Raw genomic sequence first — 16,720 nt, 5'->3', positions numbered from 1 at the left:
GGCTCGGCGTACTTATTGCGCTGTAAGCGATGTACAAATACCATTTTTGATATTATTAAGCGAGTTTACGAGCGACAACGTGGCAAGCGGTCGAGCTGGCTCAGCTCGAAATTCTGATTTATCTCAGCTGTATAAATAAGTGGCAAACTTCTATGTGAGTATCCGCTTTATGATCCGTCGCTTATGCAATAAAGGATTTGACGTGATCGCAAAAAAGTGGTATAATTCTTTTTGCAGTAATTGCGAAAGGAAGATATTATGAAAAATGACATAAACATCCGCCCTATGACCGAGAACGACAGGGCTGAGGTGCTCGCAATGATGAGAGTGTTCTATGATTCTCCTGCGGTGATACATACCTCATCGGACAGTGTGCTTGAACAGGACTTTAATGACTGTATCGGAGAACTGCCCTATCTCCGCGGTTTCATTGCCGAACAGAACGGCGGTGTGGCAGGCTATGCAATGACATCTGTGAGCTATACCACCGAATACGGCGGTGTATGCGTATGGCTCGAGGACCTCTATATTAAGCCCGAGTACCGTCGCTTTGGCATCGGTAAAGAGGTACTCCGATTTATCGAAAAGGAGTTTCCCGAGGCTGTGCGATTTAAAATGGAGGTCGAACAGGAAAACGAGGCTGCTTACGCCTGCTATTTCAGCGAGGGATACAGACTTTCTGAATACGGACTCATGACCAAGGAGCGTATATGAACAAGGTGCTGCGATTTATAAAGGCTCAGCCTGTCCTTGCAGCAGCGTTTCTCCTTGCGGTGGCGACCGTGTTCATCGTTCCGCCCGATAAAGAGTATCTCGGCTACTGCAACAGGACAGTGCTCATTGAGCTTTTTGCGCTTATGGCTGCTGTTGCCGGACTTCGCAGTGCAGGCATATTTGATGCCGCAACAAGGGCTATCCTCCGCAGAACGGGAAACGTCCGCAGGCTGGGAGCAGTTCTTACTCTGATATGCTTTTTCAGCGCGATGCTGGTCACAAATGACGTTGCGCTCATTACTTTTGTTCCGCTGACACTTCTCATTTACAAAGGGATAGGGGACAAGCGATGCCTGATCCTGACGGTGGTGCTGGAGACTGCCGCTGCCAATCTTGGAAGTATGATGACTCCCATCGGCAATCCTCAGAACCTTTTCCTTTATGATAAATACGGGCTTACTGCTATGACCTTTGTGCGGACAATGCTTCCCGTGGGAGCAGTTGGTCTTGCGGCAGTAATGGGGCTCACTCTGCTGCTGCCGAAGAAAAAATGTGAAGCTCCCGACAGCAAGGGAGAAAAGCCCCCCGTCATAAAGACAGCGGTCTTTACGGGACTTTTTCTGCTGTGTATAGCAGCAGTATTCCGACTTGTGCCCGATTGGTCCTGCCTTGTGGGAGCTGTTCTTGCGGCGGCGGTCTGCGACAGAAAGGTTTTCGCTAAGGTGGACTATACTCTCCTTGCAACATTCGTGTGCTTTTTCATCTTTGTCGGCAATATCGCCCGCATCGACGCTGTCAGCAGCTTTTTCTCCCGAATCCTTGACGGCAGGGAGCTCATAGTATCGGCTGCCCTGTCTCAGTTTATCAGCAACGTGCCTGCTGCGGTAATGCTTGCAGAGTTCACCGACAAGGGTACTCAGCTGCTTCTGGGAGTGGACATTGGCGGCTTCGGTACCATAATCGCTTCACTTGCAAGTCTTATATCATTTCAGCTCTACCGCCGCGACGAGGGAGCTGAAACGGGAAGGTATTTCCTCGTGTTTACTGTCATCAACTTTGCGCTGCTGGGACTTCTTCTTGCGGTGCAGTTCATGATATCCTGATATATCGGTTATATGATCATCCTCCCGAGTGTTCGGACGAATTCTCGGGGGTTCTTTTTTTTACAATGGTAAAGAAAAAGGAAAAAATTCGGAAAAGGACTTGACAAGATAGTTAATAATGTATATAATGTGTATATACATCTTGTGCGATAGTGTATTGTTATTTGACATATATTGTAAAAAGATGTATAATAAAACTTGCGTTTGCCAAACAAAACGTAATAATTATTGGAGGATTGAAATGCAGAAACACAAGAAACTCCTCGCACTCATTCTGGCAGCTATGCTGACAGCAAGTGCTGTGAGCTGTTCTGCCGCGTCCAAGAAGGAAAGCAGCAAAGACAGCAGCACTTCGTCTGTTGACGGCGGGGAAAAAGATGACTCTGCCGAGGATGACAAGGCAGAGGAGAAAAACAAGGGGGACATCAGACCGCAGGACGATTTCTACGGCTATGTCAATTACAAGACGCTCACCGAAGCTGAGATTCCTTACGGTTCAGACGCAGTAACGCCTTTTGAACCTGCCGACGGCAAGGACCCCGTGGAGGAGCTCATCAAGGAGATCGCTGCGGACAACACCAAATTTGAAGCAGGAAGCAACGAACAGCTTGTTCACGACATCTACCATCAGGCGCTCGACTACAAGGATGACGGAACGGCTGAAAAGGAGATCATGGGCAACTGCGACAGGATTCTCGCCGCAGAAAATATAAACGACCTCTTTGACATCTGGGGCGACCTTGTGCTCAATTACGGCTCACAGTCAATGTTCAGCTTTGAGGTGATGCACGATTATTACGACGGTACCCGGTATGCGCTCTATCTCTATCCCGTTATGGCTTTCCTCGGAACGCCCATCAAGGATATAGCCGAGGATTCAGCTAAGTGTGATAGTGCCAACGACTTCGCAAGAGATATGATGAGGGTAATGGGCGATGACTATGATACTGCCGACGAAAAGGGCAGACAGATGGTGTATCTCGGTCTTGATATCGCAAAGCATACCGATGTTGATATGAAATTCGACATGGATAGGATTCTTGATCTGAAAGAGACAAGCTTTGATGAGCTCGACAGCATCATGAGCAATTATGACGGCTCTTTTGCCGATCTTTTCCTCGGTTCTGCCACAAAGAAGGGCGACGGTATATATATCGCCGACAAGGAGCAGCTCGCTGCCATTAACGATCTTATGACGGAAGAACACCTTGAACAGTGGAAAACATATATCCTCAGCAGCTATCTCGGCAGCGTGGGAAGCTATATCCGTGAGAGCAACGATATCCTTTCGGATTACAACCCCGAGAGCAAGGAAGTAAAAGAGGACCTTGCCGCTGCTTCCATAGCTCCTCTCCTTTCGTCACAGATATCGGAGATATATGCTCAGAAGTATTATACTCCCGAGATAGACAAGGCTATACATTCTATCTTCGATGAGATCATCGGAAGCTACAGAGAGCTCATCGAGGGTGCAGACTGGCTTTCAGCCGATACCAGAAAGGCTCTGAGAAAGAAGCTTGACGGCATACTCCTCATAACCACAGGAGAGTATCATGAGACCGACCCCAAGGACGCAAAGCTGGTGGGCAGGGACTACTATGAGACTACAAAGAACATGGTAAGATACATGAACAATAAGAAAATGGAGCTTTTCGGCTCGCCTATGGACAGGGAAAAGCCGCTTATGACTGCTGATACCGTTAATGCACAGTATCTGCCCTGTAACTCCATAAACATTACCGTTGCAATCATGCAGCCGCCTTTCTTCGATCCCAACATGAGCGATGCTGAAAATCTCGGCGCACTGGGTTCCGTAGTGGCTCATGAGATCGGTCACGCCTTTGACTCCAACTGCATAAAGTATAATTCCGACGGAATACTCGATCCCGAGTGGATAAATGAGGCTGACAGAAAGGTTCTCGAGGAGCGCGCAGATGCTCTTTCGGATTATTACAGCAACTATACCATCATGGAGGTTTTCCATGTTGACGGAAAGAGCACCAACGGTGAGAACTATGCCGATCTCAGTGCTATGGAGTGCATCACAAATATAATCGACGACCCCGAGGAGCTGAAGAAGCTTTTCAGGAGATATGCTGAGATATGGTGCGGTCTTGAAGTGGATTCCTCTGCTGTTGAGAGACTCACCACCGATGAGCACAGCCCCGGAAAGGTTCGCGTTAACGCCGTGCTTGCCTCGAACAGTAAGTTCAATGAGGTATACGATATCAAGGAGGGCGACGGAATGTATGTTGCTCCCGAGGAAAGGGTAAGCAGGTGGTAAGCGATGAGACTGATATTCAAGCATATATTCAAGGATATAATGGCGCATAAGCTGAGAACTCTGCTGCTCATGCTCTGTATCATAGTCTGCAGCTTTACGGCTATGCTCTGTTTTGACCTCAGCGGCTCACTCAGAACTATGCTGAAAGGTCTTTTCGCCACAGTGGCAGGAAGCAGTGACCTTCAGATACAGACAAAGAGCCCTGTGGGAGAGGATTTTGCGGACGGCGCTCCCGACTGCAATATACTCAGGATGGGCGGTACAACCTGTTACTTCGACAGACGTATCGACAGCGACTATTCCTATGTCAACCGCGGTCAGGCTATGGTAATGGCTGTTGATCCCGATGAGGGCAGGAATATGGGCGTCATCCGCGACGATATAGTGATAGGCAGCAAAAAGGTCGGCATTGGCAAGGCTTTTGCCGAGGAGTTCGGCTTTGAGGTGGGAGACAAGATCGTTCTCCACGGTGACAGGGATATCCCTGTTGAGTTTACCGTAGGAAGCCTTGAGGAAAAACAGGGAATTTTTGCCATGGATGACAATACCATTGTCATAAGCATTGAGGATATGGGCGAGATGACCCTTGGCGGAGTGGCTGAGATAACCTCCGTAATGGTGGATGTCAAGGACGACAGCCGGATCAAGGATGCCGAGAATTTCTTCAAGGAAAAGTATCCCACAGCAGAGGTGACGAACTTCCTTGAGGATAAGGACCTCGAAAACTCCATAAAGAGTATCTCGAGGGTATTCCTTATACTCTTTGCGCTGTGTATGCTCCTCGTTATTTTCGTAACCGTCTCTGTTTCGGAGAGAATGATAACCGACAAGATGTCTGTTGTCGGTACCTTCCGAAGCCTCGGTGTATCATCGGCAAAGACCACCTTTGCTCTCATTTTTGAAAATGCACTGTTCGGACTGATAGGAAGCTGTATAGGCATACTGCTGTACGTTCTCGTAAAGGAGCCGCTGTTCAATTCAATGCTGGTGGTCGATGATGCTCTTCGTCCTAAGGTACCGATGCCAAAGTTCTATATTTATCTCGGAGTCGTCCTCGGAGCTGTAATCATCGAGAGCCTCTGTCCCATCAAGGAGAGCATCAAGGCACTGAGAGTGCCGATCCGCGATATCATCTTCAATACCAAGGAGACAGAGTACAAGCCCAGCAAGGTAGCTACAATCATTGGCTTTGTGCTTCTTGCAGCAGCGGCTGTCTGCTTCTTCTTCAAGGACAGCTTTGCGATGAATATGATCTGCTTCGTCTGCATCATCGCAGGTGCTGCACTTCTGTTCAACTATGTTACAAGAGCTGTGGCAAAGCTTCTCGAAAAGCTTTTTGCAAAGCTCAATTTCCCCATTGCCCATCTTGCTGCGGTAGAGGCAGGAGCAAAGAAGTCAACGGTAGGAAGCTCCGTGCTCTGCGTTACAGCAGCAGCTCTGGCTCTGGTCATCTATATGTTCTCCAATTCACTTTCAACTGTTTACTCCAAGGAAGTATTCAAGTGTGACGTAATAAACGGTCTTACGGGCACCAAGCCCACCATGCTCTCATATATAGATCAGCTCGAAGGCGTAAATCAGACAGAGTTCTTCTATCTTACATCTGACTATGTCAACTTTGACGACAAGGAAGAAGCGATCTATGTATACGGCTGGAAGGAAGGCGGAAACCAGCTGGTAGACTCTTTTGACGGCGTAGACAACAACATAGGTGCCGATGAGGTCTGCCTCGGTAAGATCATTATGAGAAAGTACGGACTTGAAGTCGGCGATAAGGTAAAAATGACCTTCCTTGCTCAGGGATATCTTCCCATCGAAAAGGAACTTACCATCAAGAGCAGGATAAATATCGACTACGGAACAGGTTCGGGTACAAGCGCTGTTCTCAATGAGGATACATACAAGGAGATATACGGCGATCATCCTATGTACCTGTTCGTCAAGGGAGATGATCCCAAGGCTATAAAGAAGACCATTCAGGATCATTCCGCTGATCTCGTCGGAATGTCAATGACCAGCTCGGAGTATATGCTTCAGCTCACCGTTCAGAGAGCCTCTATCCTGATGATAATCCATGCTCTCATTCTCATAGGCGTTGGACTTACCTTTATAGGTGTTGTAAGCAATCAGCTCATCGGTCTTGAGGGAAGAAAGCGCGAATGCGCCGTAATGACCTCCGTGGCAATGCCGCGAAAGAAGCTGTCAAAGATGTTCCTGCTTGAGAATATGATAGCCGCAGGAACAGCTCTGCTGTTTGCTATACCCATAGGAATGCTGATGTCGGTAGTATTCATGAGACTTATGGATATCACCGAGAACGTAATACCTATGACGATACCTGTTGTGAAGTCGGTTTTCTATGCGATATTCCTCTGGCTCATATTCACACTCGTTTCACTGTTCCCCATAAGGGCTCTGAAGAAAATGGACGTAGTTTCACAGCTGAAATACGAATAAAGGAGAAAGTACAATGGCTAATGTAATAGAAGTAAATAATGTATACAAAGCTTTCGGCAAGGGCGAGAGCATGACAAAGGTACTGTCGGGAGCTTCCCTCAGCGTTGAAAAGGGTGAGTTCGTTTCACTTATGGGCGCATCGGGAAGCGGAAAATCCACACTTCTCTATCTCATAGGCGGCCTCGACAGATACTTCAACGGCACGATAAGTGTTTGCGGATATGATATCGGCAAGATGAAGGAGAAGGCACTCTCTGCAATGAGACTTGACAAAATAGGCTTTATCTTTCAGTTCTATAATCTCGTGCAGAACCTCAATGTTGAGGACAATATCCTGCTTCCGTCAAGTGTAAAGGGCAAGAGCAAGGCAGAGATGAAAGCTAAGCTCGACGAGATACTGAAGATAACAGGTCTCACAGAAAAGCGCAAGGCTAAGCCATCGGAGCTCTCGGGCGGTCAGCAGCAGAGAGTCGCTATCGCAAGAGCAGTTATCGGCGAGCCTGAGATAATCCTTGCAGATGAGCCTACGGGAAACCTTGACTCAAATGCAGGCGCAGAGATAATGAGCCTTTTCTCGGAGATAAACAAGCAGAAGGGTATCACTATCCTCCAAGTTACACATTCCCATAAGTGCGCGGCTTACGGCGACAGGATAATCGAGCTTGTCAACGGCAAAACAGCTGCACAGGACGAGACAGCAGAGAATGTTCAGGAAGCTGTCCCTGCTAACTGAGAGCTGTATATTCTTACAGGTTATTCCAATATAATCATTTTGCCCCTGAGCATTTCAAAACGCTCAGGGGCATTGTGTTATTTGCGTTGCTCAAATAAATCGGAATTTAACACCGCAGGTGTTAAATTCCGAAGCCCTTAGCCTTTAGCTTTTAGCCATCAGGAAGCGGCTTCGCCGCTTTATTATCGGGCGGCGGAACGCCGCCCCTACATCAGGCTAACGGCTAATGGCTATGGGCTAACGGCTTAAATCATAATTTAGCTCCGCTAAATTCTGATTTACTTTAGCTTCCGCATAAAAAACGAGCCCCGAAGATCATTCTTCGGGGCAGCAATATCATGTATAATTTTTGAAGTAGAGACCTCCGTAGAGACTGAACATGAGCTTTTCGAGGAAGGCGACATCCGCCTTTGCGCCTGTGAGAATATAATTCTTGGCGATGCTGTTCATGCCGCTGGCGATGAAGTCAACTATAAAAACGCGGCTGTCGTCGGAGACATCGCTTATGAAGTACTCACAGTCCATAAGAGACTTGTACTGCACATCATAAAGGAAGTGAATCATATCGTTTCTTACAAGGAGACTGATGATATGCTTTTTATCCACGATATATCGGCTGTATCCTTCGCAGAAGCTGCGGAACATAGCCGAATGGCAGGAGGTATCCTTTTCCTCCGGGAGAAAGCAGCAGTTATGGCTGAGCTCATACATGATTACGTTTTCCTTGGTGCCGAACAGGGAATAGAAGGTCTGACGGGAGACCTGAGCCTCGCGGCATAGGTCGCTGACGCTGATATCGTTGAAGGTTTTTTCTTCCAGAAGGCGCAAAAGAGCTTCTGAGATGAGTTTCTGAGAGAGTAATGCAGATTTATTGCTTCCCTGATACATGGACAAAATACCTCGCTTTGTAAAAGTTGGTTCCAGCTCCTTGACAAGTGTCAAATACTATGATAATATTATAACAAAGGGGCGGACATTTGTCAAGTCCCTGAGTTTAAAAAAACGGAGGTCTAATTATGGCACAGGTAACAAAGGAAACAAAGATAGGCGAGCTTCTTCAGCTTGACAAGGATGTATCACCTATTCTTTTCAGCATAGGAATGCATTGTCTCGGATGTCCTGCATCACAGGGCGAGACTATCGAGGAAGCTGCAATGGTTCACGGCGTTAACGCAGACGAGCTTGTAAACGCTATCAATCAGAAGCTTGCTGAATAATCGGTTCAGATCAATATGATAAAGAAAAAGCACCTTATGGTGCTTTTTCTTTTTATGTGCCGAACATATTGTGATCGTATACCAGCAGATTATAGCCGACATTGTTGATGACAGTATCTGTAAGGCGTTTCGGAGGATCGTTTTTATAGTCGTCCGAGGCTGAATACTGACTGAACTCATAGTCGGTGAGCAGTATGAAGTACTCCTCCTGCTCGGGATCGGTCTCATACCATTTTTTTGAGGACTGATAGCCCCTTATATAAGCACCCGAATCGCTGATATTGATATCATAAACTTTTATCTTGTTATCGGTGAGGAGAGTAATTGCGTGGCTGTTCCAGAATGTGGCATAACCTCTGTCAAGGTTCTGCTCCCTGAGAAATTCCGCCAGTTTATACTGAGTATTCTGTTTATAGCCGTCCTTTTTCATTTTTCTGACCTCGTCGCAGCTGATCATACCTGCTGCAAAGACGGGGATAAAGAGAATGACAGCAATCCTTGCCACATCGGCTTTACGGCTGACAGCCCAGAACACGAACGAAATGCTTAGAATGAGGGAAGTACCTACAACGGGAGTAAGTCTCCAGTCTGCGACTGAGAGGATACCGCACACATAGCCCATCATGACAACAGCGGTGACAGCCCAGTGCATCCATACCCACATACGCATGAGTCTGCCTTTTTTGTCTGTGCCGTACTTTTTATAGCAGAAGGTAGCCACGATGGGGAGAACAGCGATGAGAATAGAAGCGGCGATGAAGATGATATTCTTCACGCCTTTTTCTTTTGTGAACATAACATCGGGGAGGTTCTGAACGCCCAGCAGCTTCATCCATGCGAGCGGAAGCCCCTGCAAGTGCCCATGCCATGTATTATAGTCCGAGAACTCCGAATTTGCGTCCTGATAGCCTGCCTTCATGCCGTCCAGCAGCTCATTGTTCAGGGCGTTTCCGAGAATAGACATAACGAGGAAAAACAGGGAAACAAATGTCACTCTCAGGGACCTTATGCTGAACAGGCGGTGCTTGGGATTAACGAGATATTCCGCAAATATGGCGCCCACAAAGGGGAGAGTGAACAGGGTAAAGCCCGTAATTCCGTCCATACCTGTCAGGAACATGAAAGCGCTGAGGATAATGAAGATAAGGGCGGTATGAATGAATATCCCAACCTTTGACTTTTTCTCCTTATTTGGCTTTTTTCGGGCACTTCTGGCAGTAATCAGTCTTGAGAACAGATAAACGCCGATGACGAGAAAGAGGATACCGAGGGAGTAATAAATGGTATGTCCCCAGAATATCTCGCGGAGCTTCTTTGTGGCGAGAGTAATGGACAGGAAAATCGCAGTACCTGCCATAGCAGGAGGAAAGCTGCCTGTTATCTCTCTCATCATTAGTATCATAAAGACGGTGAGGAGCACGAAGAAGCAGGTCATACCGACGATATGGGCAGTCATGCCGAAGCCGAAAATATGTATAAGTGGTATCATCAGTGTACTTGTGCTGAAAGGCAGGAAGCAGGCATAGGTGAAGTCCTCGTTGTAGAGGTGACCGCTTTCCACGGATGCCTCAGCCCATGTGATGGTATCGGTGCAGTCGGCGTGGAATTCCGCCTTTGAAGCGGTGGTGATATAGTATACCGTAACTCCTGCCACAAAGATGAGAAGTACCGCAGACACTAACCACGCTGCTATCCTGCCGATTATTTTTGCAGGGTCCTTTTTGGGTGCAGTTACTTCTTTTTCCTCGGCAGCTGTTTCTGCCGATGTCTCCGCTTCGGGAGCATCTTGGGCAGTCTCATCAGCCTTTTCCTCATCCGCAGCAGCTTCATTCCCGTCAGCAGTCTCTTCTGTGAAGTCGAGGACTTCTCCCGTGTTTTCCGCAGCTTCCTCGGTGAAATCGAGGACTTCTCCCGTATTTTCCGCGGCTTCCTCGGTGAAGTCAAGGACTTCTTCAGGGCTTTCTCCGCTGTCGGCAGAAGTATTCTTAGTGTTATCGTCCATATTATTCCTCCGTAAAACATAGGGCGAGGTGACCTCGCCCCACGGATATGTTATTTTTCTTTTTTGGTATACAGCAGTATCTTTCGCGCGAAGAAGTTCCACAGGAACGACACGGCAGTAGAGACAATTTTAGCGATGATCTGGAAAAGGTGAGTAGTATCGCCCAGCCACTTTTCAAAGAGAACGGTGATACCGATAGTAATGAGCAGACCCACTACTCCGATAGCGGCAAAGCTGATGAACTCTACCACCTTGTTCTCCACCTTTGAGGTCTTGAATATCCAGAATGTACTGATGATATAGTTGACCACAAGACCTGCGATAAAGGAGAGGGCATTGGCTATCCAGCCGAACTCCTTCTGCTCGTGGAAAACAAAGCGGAAAACAATGTAAGAAAGTGCGAAATCCACAACAAAAGCCAGACCGCCTACGAAAAGGTAGCGGAAGAACTGGATAAGAGTGTTATCGGTATCGCCCACAAAGAGCTTTTTGAAGTTTTTGTCGCGAAGTATCTGTCTGATCTCGTCCATTACTTCTGTTTCTCCTCGTGGTATTCCTTTTCGGTGTTGACGTTCCAAATAGCGGACTTATCTGTGCTTCCGCTCCTGATAGCCTTTACAGCCTCAAAGGAAGTCACCATAGAGTGGTCTATATTATTGTATCTGTGCTGACCGTTTCTGCCGACGCAGTAGAGGTTGGGGATAGTATCGAGATAATCGATGAGCTTGTCCATCTCCTCATAAGTGTCGAAGTAAGCAGGGTAAGCCTTCTTGACCTTTTCCATATGAGTATCGAGGACCTGATCTGCGCTGTCGATGAGACCAAGCTTCACCATTTCCTTTACACAGAAGTCGGAGAACTGTTTTTCGGTCATGTTCCAGAATTTGTCGCCCTCGCTGACAAAGTACTCCAGACCCACCCATACGGTGTGACCTAAGTCCTTGACCATGTAGGGGGACCAGTTGTTGTATATCTGGAAGCGACCCATCTTTACGCGTCTGTCCTGAACATATACCCAGCAGTCGGGGACAATATTGCCCACGGTACGCATGTTGGTCTTGTTCTTCAGCTTCAGCTTGGGAACGAGAACGCCGAGGGTCATGTAATCGCGGTAGGGAAGACCTGCTGCTATCCTTGCAGCCTCCTCGGGGACGTCGTTCATACCTGCCACAAGGTCCTTTACGGGCATTGAGGAGATAACGCAGTCGCCGTTCAGACAAACTTCCTTGCCGTCCTTTATGTAGGTAACGCCTGTGAGCGTGTTGTTTTCGTCCTTATGGAGCTTTTTGACGGCAGCTTCCATTATGATAGTGCCGCCCAGCTTCTTGACCTCATCGGCAGTGACCTCCCAGAGCTGACCGGGTCCCAGCTTAGGATACTTGAATTCCTCGATAAGAGAGGTGTTGACCTTGCGGTTCTTTACCTTGAACACCTTTCCGAAGAAGTCCTTGATGATACCGACGATGGACAGACCCTTTGTACGCTGAGCGCCCCATGAAGCGTCTATCTCGCTGGGGTGTCTGCCCCAGAGGTTTTCGGTGTAGTACTCGAAGAACATGGAGTAGAGCTCCTTACCGAAGCAGTTTATATAGAAGTTCTCCAGATTGGTCTCGGGACGCTTGTGAACAGCCGCCCTGAGATAGCTCATTCCCACCTTCATAGTGGTGAAGAAGCCGAAATTCTTTATAGTCTCCGGCTTCAGCGAAACGGGGTAATCGTAGAACTTGTCGTTGAAAAGGATACGGGAGACCCTGTGTCTTTTCAGCATTACTCGGTCGGTTTTCTGAGGGTCGGGACCGCCTTTCTCCACACTTACCTTTCTTTTCAGGAACCTGTCGTCCGATGAGGGAACACCCTGAAGGGGCAGCATATTGCTCCACCACTGATTGACCTCGGGTATCTTTGAGAAGAAACGGTGACCGCCCATGTCCATACGGTTTCCCTTGTAGTTGACGGTCTTGGAGATGCCGCCGATGGCATCTGTCTCCTCGAGGACAGTGACCTCGTACTCTCCAGAGCCGTCCTTGAGGAGCTCGTATGCAGCGGTAAGACCTGCAGGTCCTGCGCCTATGATAATGACTTTTTTCATGTTTTATTACCTTTTCCTTTCATGGATCTTTAAGCAGCGAAAACAGTTATAATAACCTGACGCATATGCCTTAAAACAATAATATTTATCGTTAAAACAGCTTGTTATTCAGCCATACATTATATTATAACATAAATGTACGAAAATAGCAAGATGCGCGGAGAAAGAATTGCCGGTTTTAATATTTATACCGCGAAACAGCCGGTGGGGGCTCCCCACTTATAAAATAAAAATACGAAAATAGCAAGATACGCGGAGAAAGAATTGCCGATTTTGATATTTATACCGCGAAACAGCCGGCGGGGGCTCCCCGCTTATAACATATGAGTACGAAGCCTTTGTGCAAAGCTGACAAATGAATGAGCACTTCATTGTGCAGGTGTACGAAGTTTTGAAAAACTTTTCTGATATACAACGGTTTTACGTTGAAAAGAGCACGTTTTTGCCCCACTTATGAAAGGGGGGATAAGCGGACTTCATAAATTGCAGAGAGAAGTCTGAATCTACCCGAAGCGTTTCGGTATATATGCAGGGGAACAGCTGCCTCTGCGAAAAAAATACCGGGTCTTGAACAGACCCGGCAGCTTTAACATTATTGAGCGGAAAAATCTTACTTTTCCGAACAGAACTCAACTTTTTCGCCGTTGAGTATCATATTTGTAGTTCTTACGGCGCACATCTTGCCGCACATTGAGCAGGTATGTCTGTCAGCGGGAGGAGTGCTCTCGAAGTAGGCTCTTGCCTTTTCGCCGTCAACGGCTATCTCGAACATCTTGTCCCAGTCCACTTCATGACGAGCCTCAGCCATAGCATTATCGCGGTCTGTTGCGTGGGGGATACCCTTTGCTATATCCGCAGCATGAGCAGCAATGCGGCTTGCGATGATGCCCTCCTTGACGTCGTTTGTATCGGGGAGCCTGAGGTGTTCTGCAGGAGTTACATAGCAGAGGAAGTCGGCACCGCTTGCAGCAGCGATAGCACCGCCGATAGCGGAGGTTATGTGGTCATATCCGGGGAAAATATCCGTTACCAGAGGTCCGAGGACGTAGAATGGAGCGTTATGGCAGATACGCTTCTGGAGCTTCATGTTTGCGGCGATCTCGTTCATAGCCATGTGACCGGGACCCTCGACCATTACCTGAACGTCCTTGGCCCATGCTCTTTCGGTGAGAGCGCCCAGCTCGATGAGCTCTGAGATCTGACCTGCATCGGTAGCGTCATCGATACATCCGGGACGGAGGGCGTCTCCGAGGGAGATAGTGCAGTCGAACTCACGGAGGATATCAAGGACTTCGTCGTAATGCTCGTAGAACGGGTTTTCGTTGCCTGTCATCATCATCCATGCGAACAGCAGAGAGCCGCCTCTTGAAACTATGTTCATTTTGCGCTTGTCTCTGCGGAAGGCTTCAACAGCGCGGCGGTTTATGCCTGCGTGGATAGTCATGAAGTCAACGCCCTCCTCTGCATGAGCGCGGACAACTCTCAGGAAGTCCTCGGCGGTTATCTCAAGGAGGTCCTTTTCGAGGTAGCCGATAGCGTCATACATGGGAACTGTGCCTATCATAGCAGGCGACTTTTCTATGAGAGCGGTGCGGAATGTGTTGGTCTTGCCGTAGTTGGAGAGGTCCATGATAGCCTCGGCGCCGAATTTCAGAGCCATATCCACCTTTTCCATCTCCACGTCGTAGTCCTTGGCGTCGCCGGAGATACCGAGGTTTACGTTTATCTTGGTACGCATTCTTGTGCCGATACCCTCGGGGGAGATGGACTTGTGGTTGATATTACACGGGATGCAGACCTCGCCCTTTGCAACAAGCTCGCGGAGCTCCTCTGCGCTGATGTATTCCTTGTTTGCGACTGTTTCCATTTCGGGAGTGATTATGCCCTTCTTAGCCGCTTCCATCTGTGTGCTGTAATTTCTCATTTTTATTTCCTCCATATATTATGGAGTCGGGAGCCGTAAGAGGAGCAGGTAATGCTCCTGTCTCCCGACTTCCCGTTATTGTTTTTTAGCAAATATCTTCTTTGCGGCAGCGCACATTATTACTGTTGCCGCCATATCGGGCAGAGTATTTCCCACGGGGATATCCACCCTCATAAGTACCATGTAAAGCGCAAATCCCAGCACCCACACGATACAGCTTATTATGTCGAAGTTCTTGTCCGAGCTGTCCTTTTTCAGTATGAAATGGTCCGCTATCTGAACGGCTATCATAGGTGCGAACACCGAGCCGATGAGATAGAGGAAGTCCGTGATATCGTCCATTGGGAAGATGATAGCTCCTGCGGTACCTATCACCGCAGCAGCAACAGCTATCCATTTGCCTTTGAGCTTGGCGAAGATGGACTCTCCCGAGATACCTGCGGAATAGGCATCAAGGAAGGTGGTGGTAACTGTTGAGAATACCACGATGAGCAGACCTGCAATGCCGAGGCTTGCCTTCACCATTATCTGAGCGATATCGTATTCGCCTGTGAAGATAGCAGCTCCCATGCCGATAACGTACATCCAGCAGCTTATAATGCCGTAGACGATGGCGCTGACAGCAGTGGCAGCAGCTGGCTTTTCAGCTTCTCTGGTGTAGTCGCTGATAAGTGGCAGCCATGAAAGAGGCATAGCCACGGAGAGCTCTACAGCTGCGCCGAAGCTCATGCTCTCCTCGGAAATGGGGAGCTCGCTGCCGTCAAAGAATATTATCTTGCAGAGTATGAGCGTGAGTACGAACAGTGCAGCCATGGCGACTGTATTTATCCTGCCCAGATTTTTTATGCCGATGAGTATCCAGAGTATGATAAGTCCGCCAATGACCAGACACCATACCCAGCGTCCTGCACCGAAAATGCCGTTTGCAGCAAGGGCACCGTCGTATATCATGATAGCAGTCCAGCCCACCAGCTGGAGTACGTTAAGGGCTGAGAAGAAGATACCGCCCTTGCTTCCGAAGCTCATCTTTACGGTCTCCATAGCGCTTTTGCGTGTCCTGCCGCCGATGAGTCCCGCAAGGAACAGCATGGTGCAGCCGATAATGTGACCGATGATGACGGCAAGAAGTCCCTTTCCGAAGCCGAGGGGAGCAAAATATGTTCCCGTGATTATCTCGGCAATGGATACACCTGCGCCGAACCAGATAAGACCGTTTTCGTATATTGAGGTGCGCTTTTTCTCCATTACTCAGCCTCCTGAGCAAATCTGCCAGAGAGAGCGAAGGCGTGAGCCATAGGACCGCTGCCCTTTCCGAGGTCCAGCATTGCAGCCAGAGCTCCCGATATGTATTCCTTAGCCCTCTCCACAGACTCCTCAAGTCCGAAGCCCTTAGCCAGATTTGAAGCTATGGCGCTGGAAAGAGTGCAGCCTGTGCCGTGGGTGTTGGGATTGTCTATTCTTTTTCCGTTGAACCATGTGGTCTTTCCGCCGTTATAGAGCAGGTCGTTGGCGTCGCTGAGACTGTGACCGCCCTTGCAGAGCACTGCACAGCTGTATCTGCTGCCGATGACCTCTGCGGCTTTTGCCATATCCTCCTGCGAGGATATTTTCATATCCGCAAGTATCTCCGCCTCGGGAATGTTTGGCGTTACCACGGCGGCAATGGGGAGAAGCTCCGATTTGAGAGTTTCCACAGCCTCCTCGGCGATGAGTCTTGAGCCGCTGGTCGCTACCATTACGGGGTCCACAACGATGTTCTCCGCCTTGTATTCGCGGAGCTTTGCAGCTATGGTGCGGATAAGCTTATCGGAGGATACCATGCCTGTCTTTATTGCGTCGGGACGTATGTCCGTAAACACTGCGTCAAGCTGCATGGATAAAAATTCAGGCGTTACCTCCATAATACCTGTTACGCCGGTCGTGTTCTGGGCTGTGAGAGCGGTTATCGCGCTCATAGCGTAAACACCATTCATGGTCATTGTTTTAATGTCCGCCTGAATGCCGGCGCCTCCGCAGGAGTCGCTTCCTGCGATCGTTAATGCTGTTTTCATGTACATTTCTCCTTTTCGGTAAATTCGGGATATCTCCCCAGCATTAATTTTGTATAGCGAAACAAGGTGGTGCCCCCGATGTCCCGCTTTTGATAATTCATAATGCATAATGCATAATTCATAATTATGTTCTGTCCGCGTAAGCG

13 protein-coding genes are annotated in these 16,720 nt (G+C 48.4%); 6 read left to right on the top strand and 7 right to left on the bottom strand.

Features of this window, described 5'->3' with window-relative positions:
- The first annotated feature begins 258 nt into the window (after positions 1-258).
- From DSZ37_RS02420 to DSZ37_RS02400, 5 genes are all read left to right on the top strand, one after another.
- Complete coding sequence (locus tag DSZ37_RS02420; protein WP_242978541.1) at positions 259-714, top strand: GNAT family N-acetyltransferase; 456 nt, start codon at positions 259-261, stop codon at positions 712-714.
- Entirely contained in the window at positions 711-1,817 is a 1,107-nt protein-coding gene (locus DSZ37_RS02415) for an SLC13 family permease (RefSeq protein ID WP_242978540.1), read from the top strand. Before DSZ37_RS02420 ends, DSZ37_RS02415 begins: the two co-directional genes overlap by 4 nt.
- A 241-nt stretch (positions 1,818-2,058) precedes the next feature.
- Positions 2,059-4,101 carry a M13 family metallopeptidase gene (locus tag DSZ37_RS02410; RefSeq protein ID WP_181380203.1) on the top strand — a complete coding sequence of 681 codons (2,043 nt, stop codon included), beginning with the start codon at positions 2,059-2,061 and terminating at the stop codon, positions 4,099-4,101.
- Positions 4,102-4,104: 3 nt separating this feature from the next.
- On the top strand, positions 4,105-6,558 hold the full coding sequence (locus tag DSZ37_RS02405; protein ID WP_109725359.1) for an ABC transporter permease: 2,454 nt from the start codon (positions 4,105-4,107) through the stop codon (positions 6,556-6,558).
- Positions 6,559-6,571: 13 nt separating this feature from the next.
- Complete coding sequence (locus DSZ37_RS02400) at positions 6,572-7,291, top strand: ABC transporter ATP-binding protein (protein ID WP_109725358.1); 720 nt, start codon at positions 6,572-6,574, stop codon at positions 7,289-7,291.
- A 336-nt stretch (positions 7,292-7,627) separates the two neighbouring features.
- Here DSZ37_RS02400 and DSZ37_RS02395 read toward each other — a convergent pair whose 3' ends face one another.
- The gene (locus tag DSZ37_RS02395) at positions 7,628-8,179 is read right to left on the bottom strand and encodes a TetR/AcrR family transcriptional regulator (protein WP_109725357.1); all 552 of its coding nucleotides are present in this window, start codon (positions 8,177-8,179) and stop codon (positions 7,628-7,630) included.
- A 128-nt stretch (positions 8,180-8,307) separates the two neighbouring features.
- Between DSZ37_RS02395 and DSZ37_RS02390 the strand changes: the two genes are divergently transcribed.
- Positions 8,308-8,508 carry a DUF1858 domain-containing protein gene (locus tag DSZ37_RS02390; RefSeq protein ID WP_109725356.1) on the top strand — a complete coding sequence of 67 codons (201 nt, stop codon included), beginning with the start codon at positions 8,308-8,310 and terminating at the stop codon, positions 8,506-8,508.
- A 52-nt stretch (positions 8,509-8,560) separates the two neighbouring features.
- Here DSZ37_RS02390 and DSZ37_RS02385 read toward each other — a convergent pair whose 3' ends face one another.
- The 6 genes from DSZ37_RS02385 to thiD form a co-directional block, all read right to left on the bottom strand.
- Positions 8,561-10,510: a hypothetical protein gene (locus DSZ37_RS02385; protein WP_109725355.1), complete on the bottom strand. Its 1,950-nt coding sequence runs from the start codon at positions 10,508-10,510 to the stop codon at positions 8,561-8,563.
- A 50-nt stretch (positions 10,511-10,560) separates the two neighbouring features.
- Positions 10,561-11,040: a GtrA family protein gene (locus tag DSZ37_RS02380; RefSeq protein ID WP_109725354.1), complete on the bottom strand. Its 480-nt coding sequence runs from the start codon at positions 11,038-11,040 to the stop codon at positions 10,561-10,563.
- Complete coding sequence (locus DSZ37_RS02375) at positions 11,040-12,599, bottom strand: NAD(P)/FAD-dependent oxidoreductase (RefSeq protein ID WP_109725353.1); 1,560 nt, start codon at positions 12,597-12,599, stop codon at positions 11,040-11,042. The genes DSZ37_RS02380 and DSZ37_RS02375 overlap by 1 nt, the downstream gene beginning before the upstream one ends.
- A 610-nt stretch (positions 12,600-13,209) precedes the next feature.
- Entirely contained in the window at positions 13,210-14,523 is a 1,314-nt protein-coding gene (gene thiC / locus DSZ37_RS02370; protein WP_109725352.1) for a phosphomethylpyrimidine synthase ThiC, read from the bottom strand.
- Positions 14,524-14,598: 75 nt separating this feature from the next.
- Entirely contained in the window at positions 14,599-15,768 is a 1,170-nt protein-coding gene (gene cytX, locus DSZ37_RS02365; RefSeq protein ID WP_109725351.1) for a putative hydroxymethylpyrimidine transporter CytX, read from the bottom strand.
- Complete coding sequence (gene thiD / locus DSZ37_RS02360; RefSeq protein ID WP_109725350.1) at positions 15,768-16,574, bottom strand: bifunctional hydroxymethylpyrimidine kinase/phosphomethylpyrimidine kinase; 807 nt, start codon at positions 16,572-16,574, stop codon at positions 15,768-15,770. Before thiD ends, cytX begins: the two co-directional genes overlap by 1 nt.
- Positions 16,575-16,720 lie beyond the last annotated feature (146 nt).

The sequence above is a fragment of the Ruminococcus flavefaciens genome, from assembly GCF_900116855.1.
Lineage (GTDB): Bacteria > Bacillota > Clostridia > Oscillospirales > Ruminococcaceae > Ruminococcus > Ruminococcus flavefaciens_R.
This window is presented reverse-complemented; position numbering and strand designations above follow the sequence as displayed.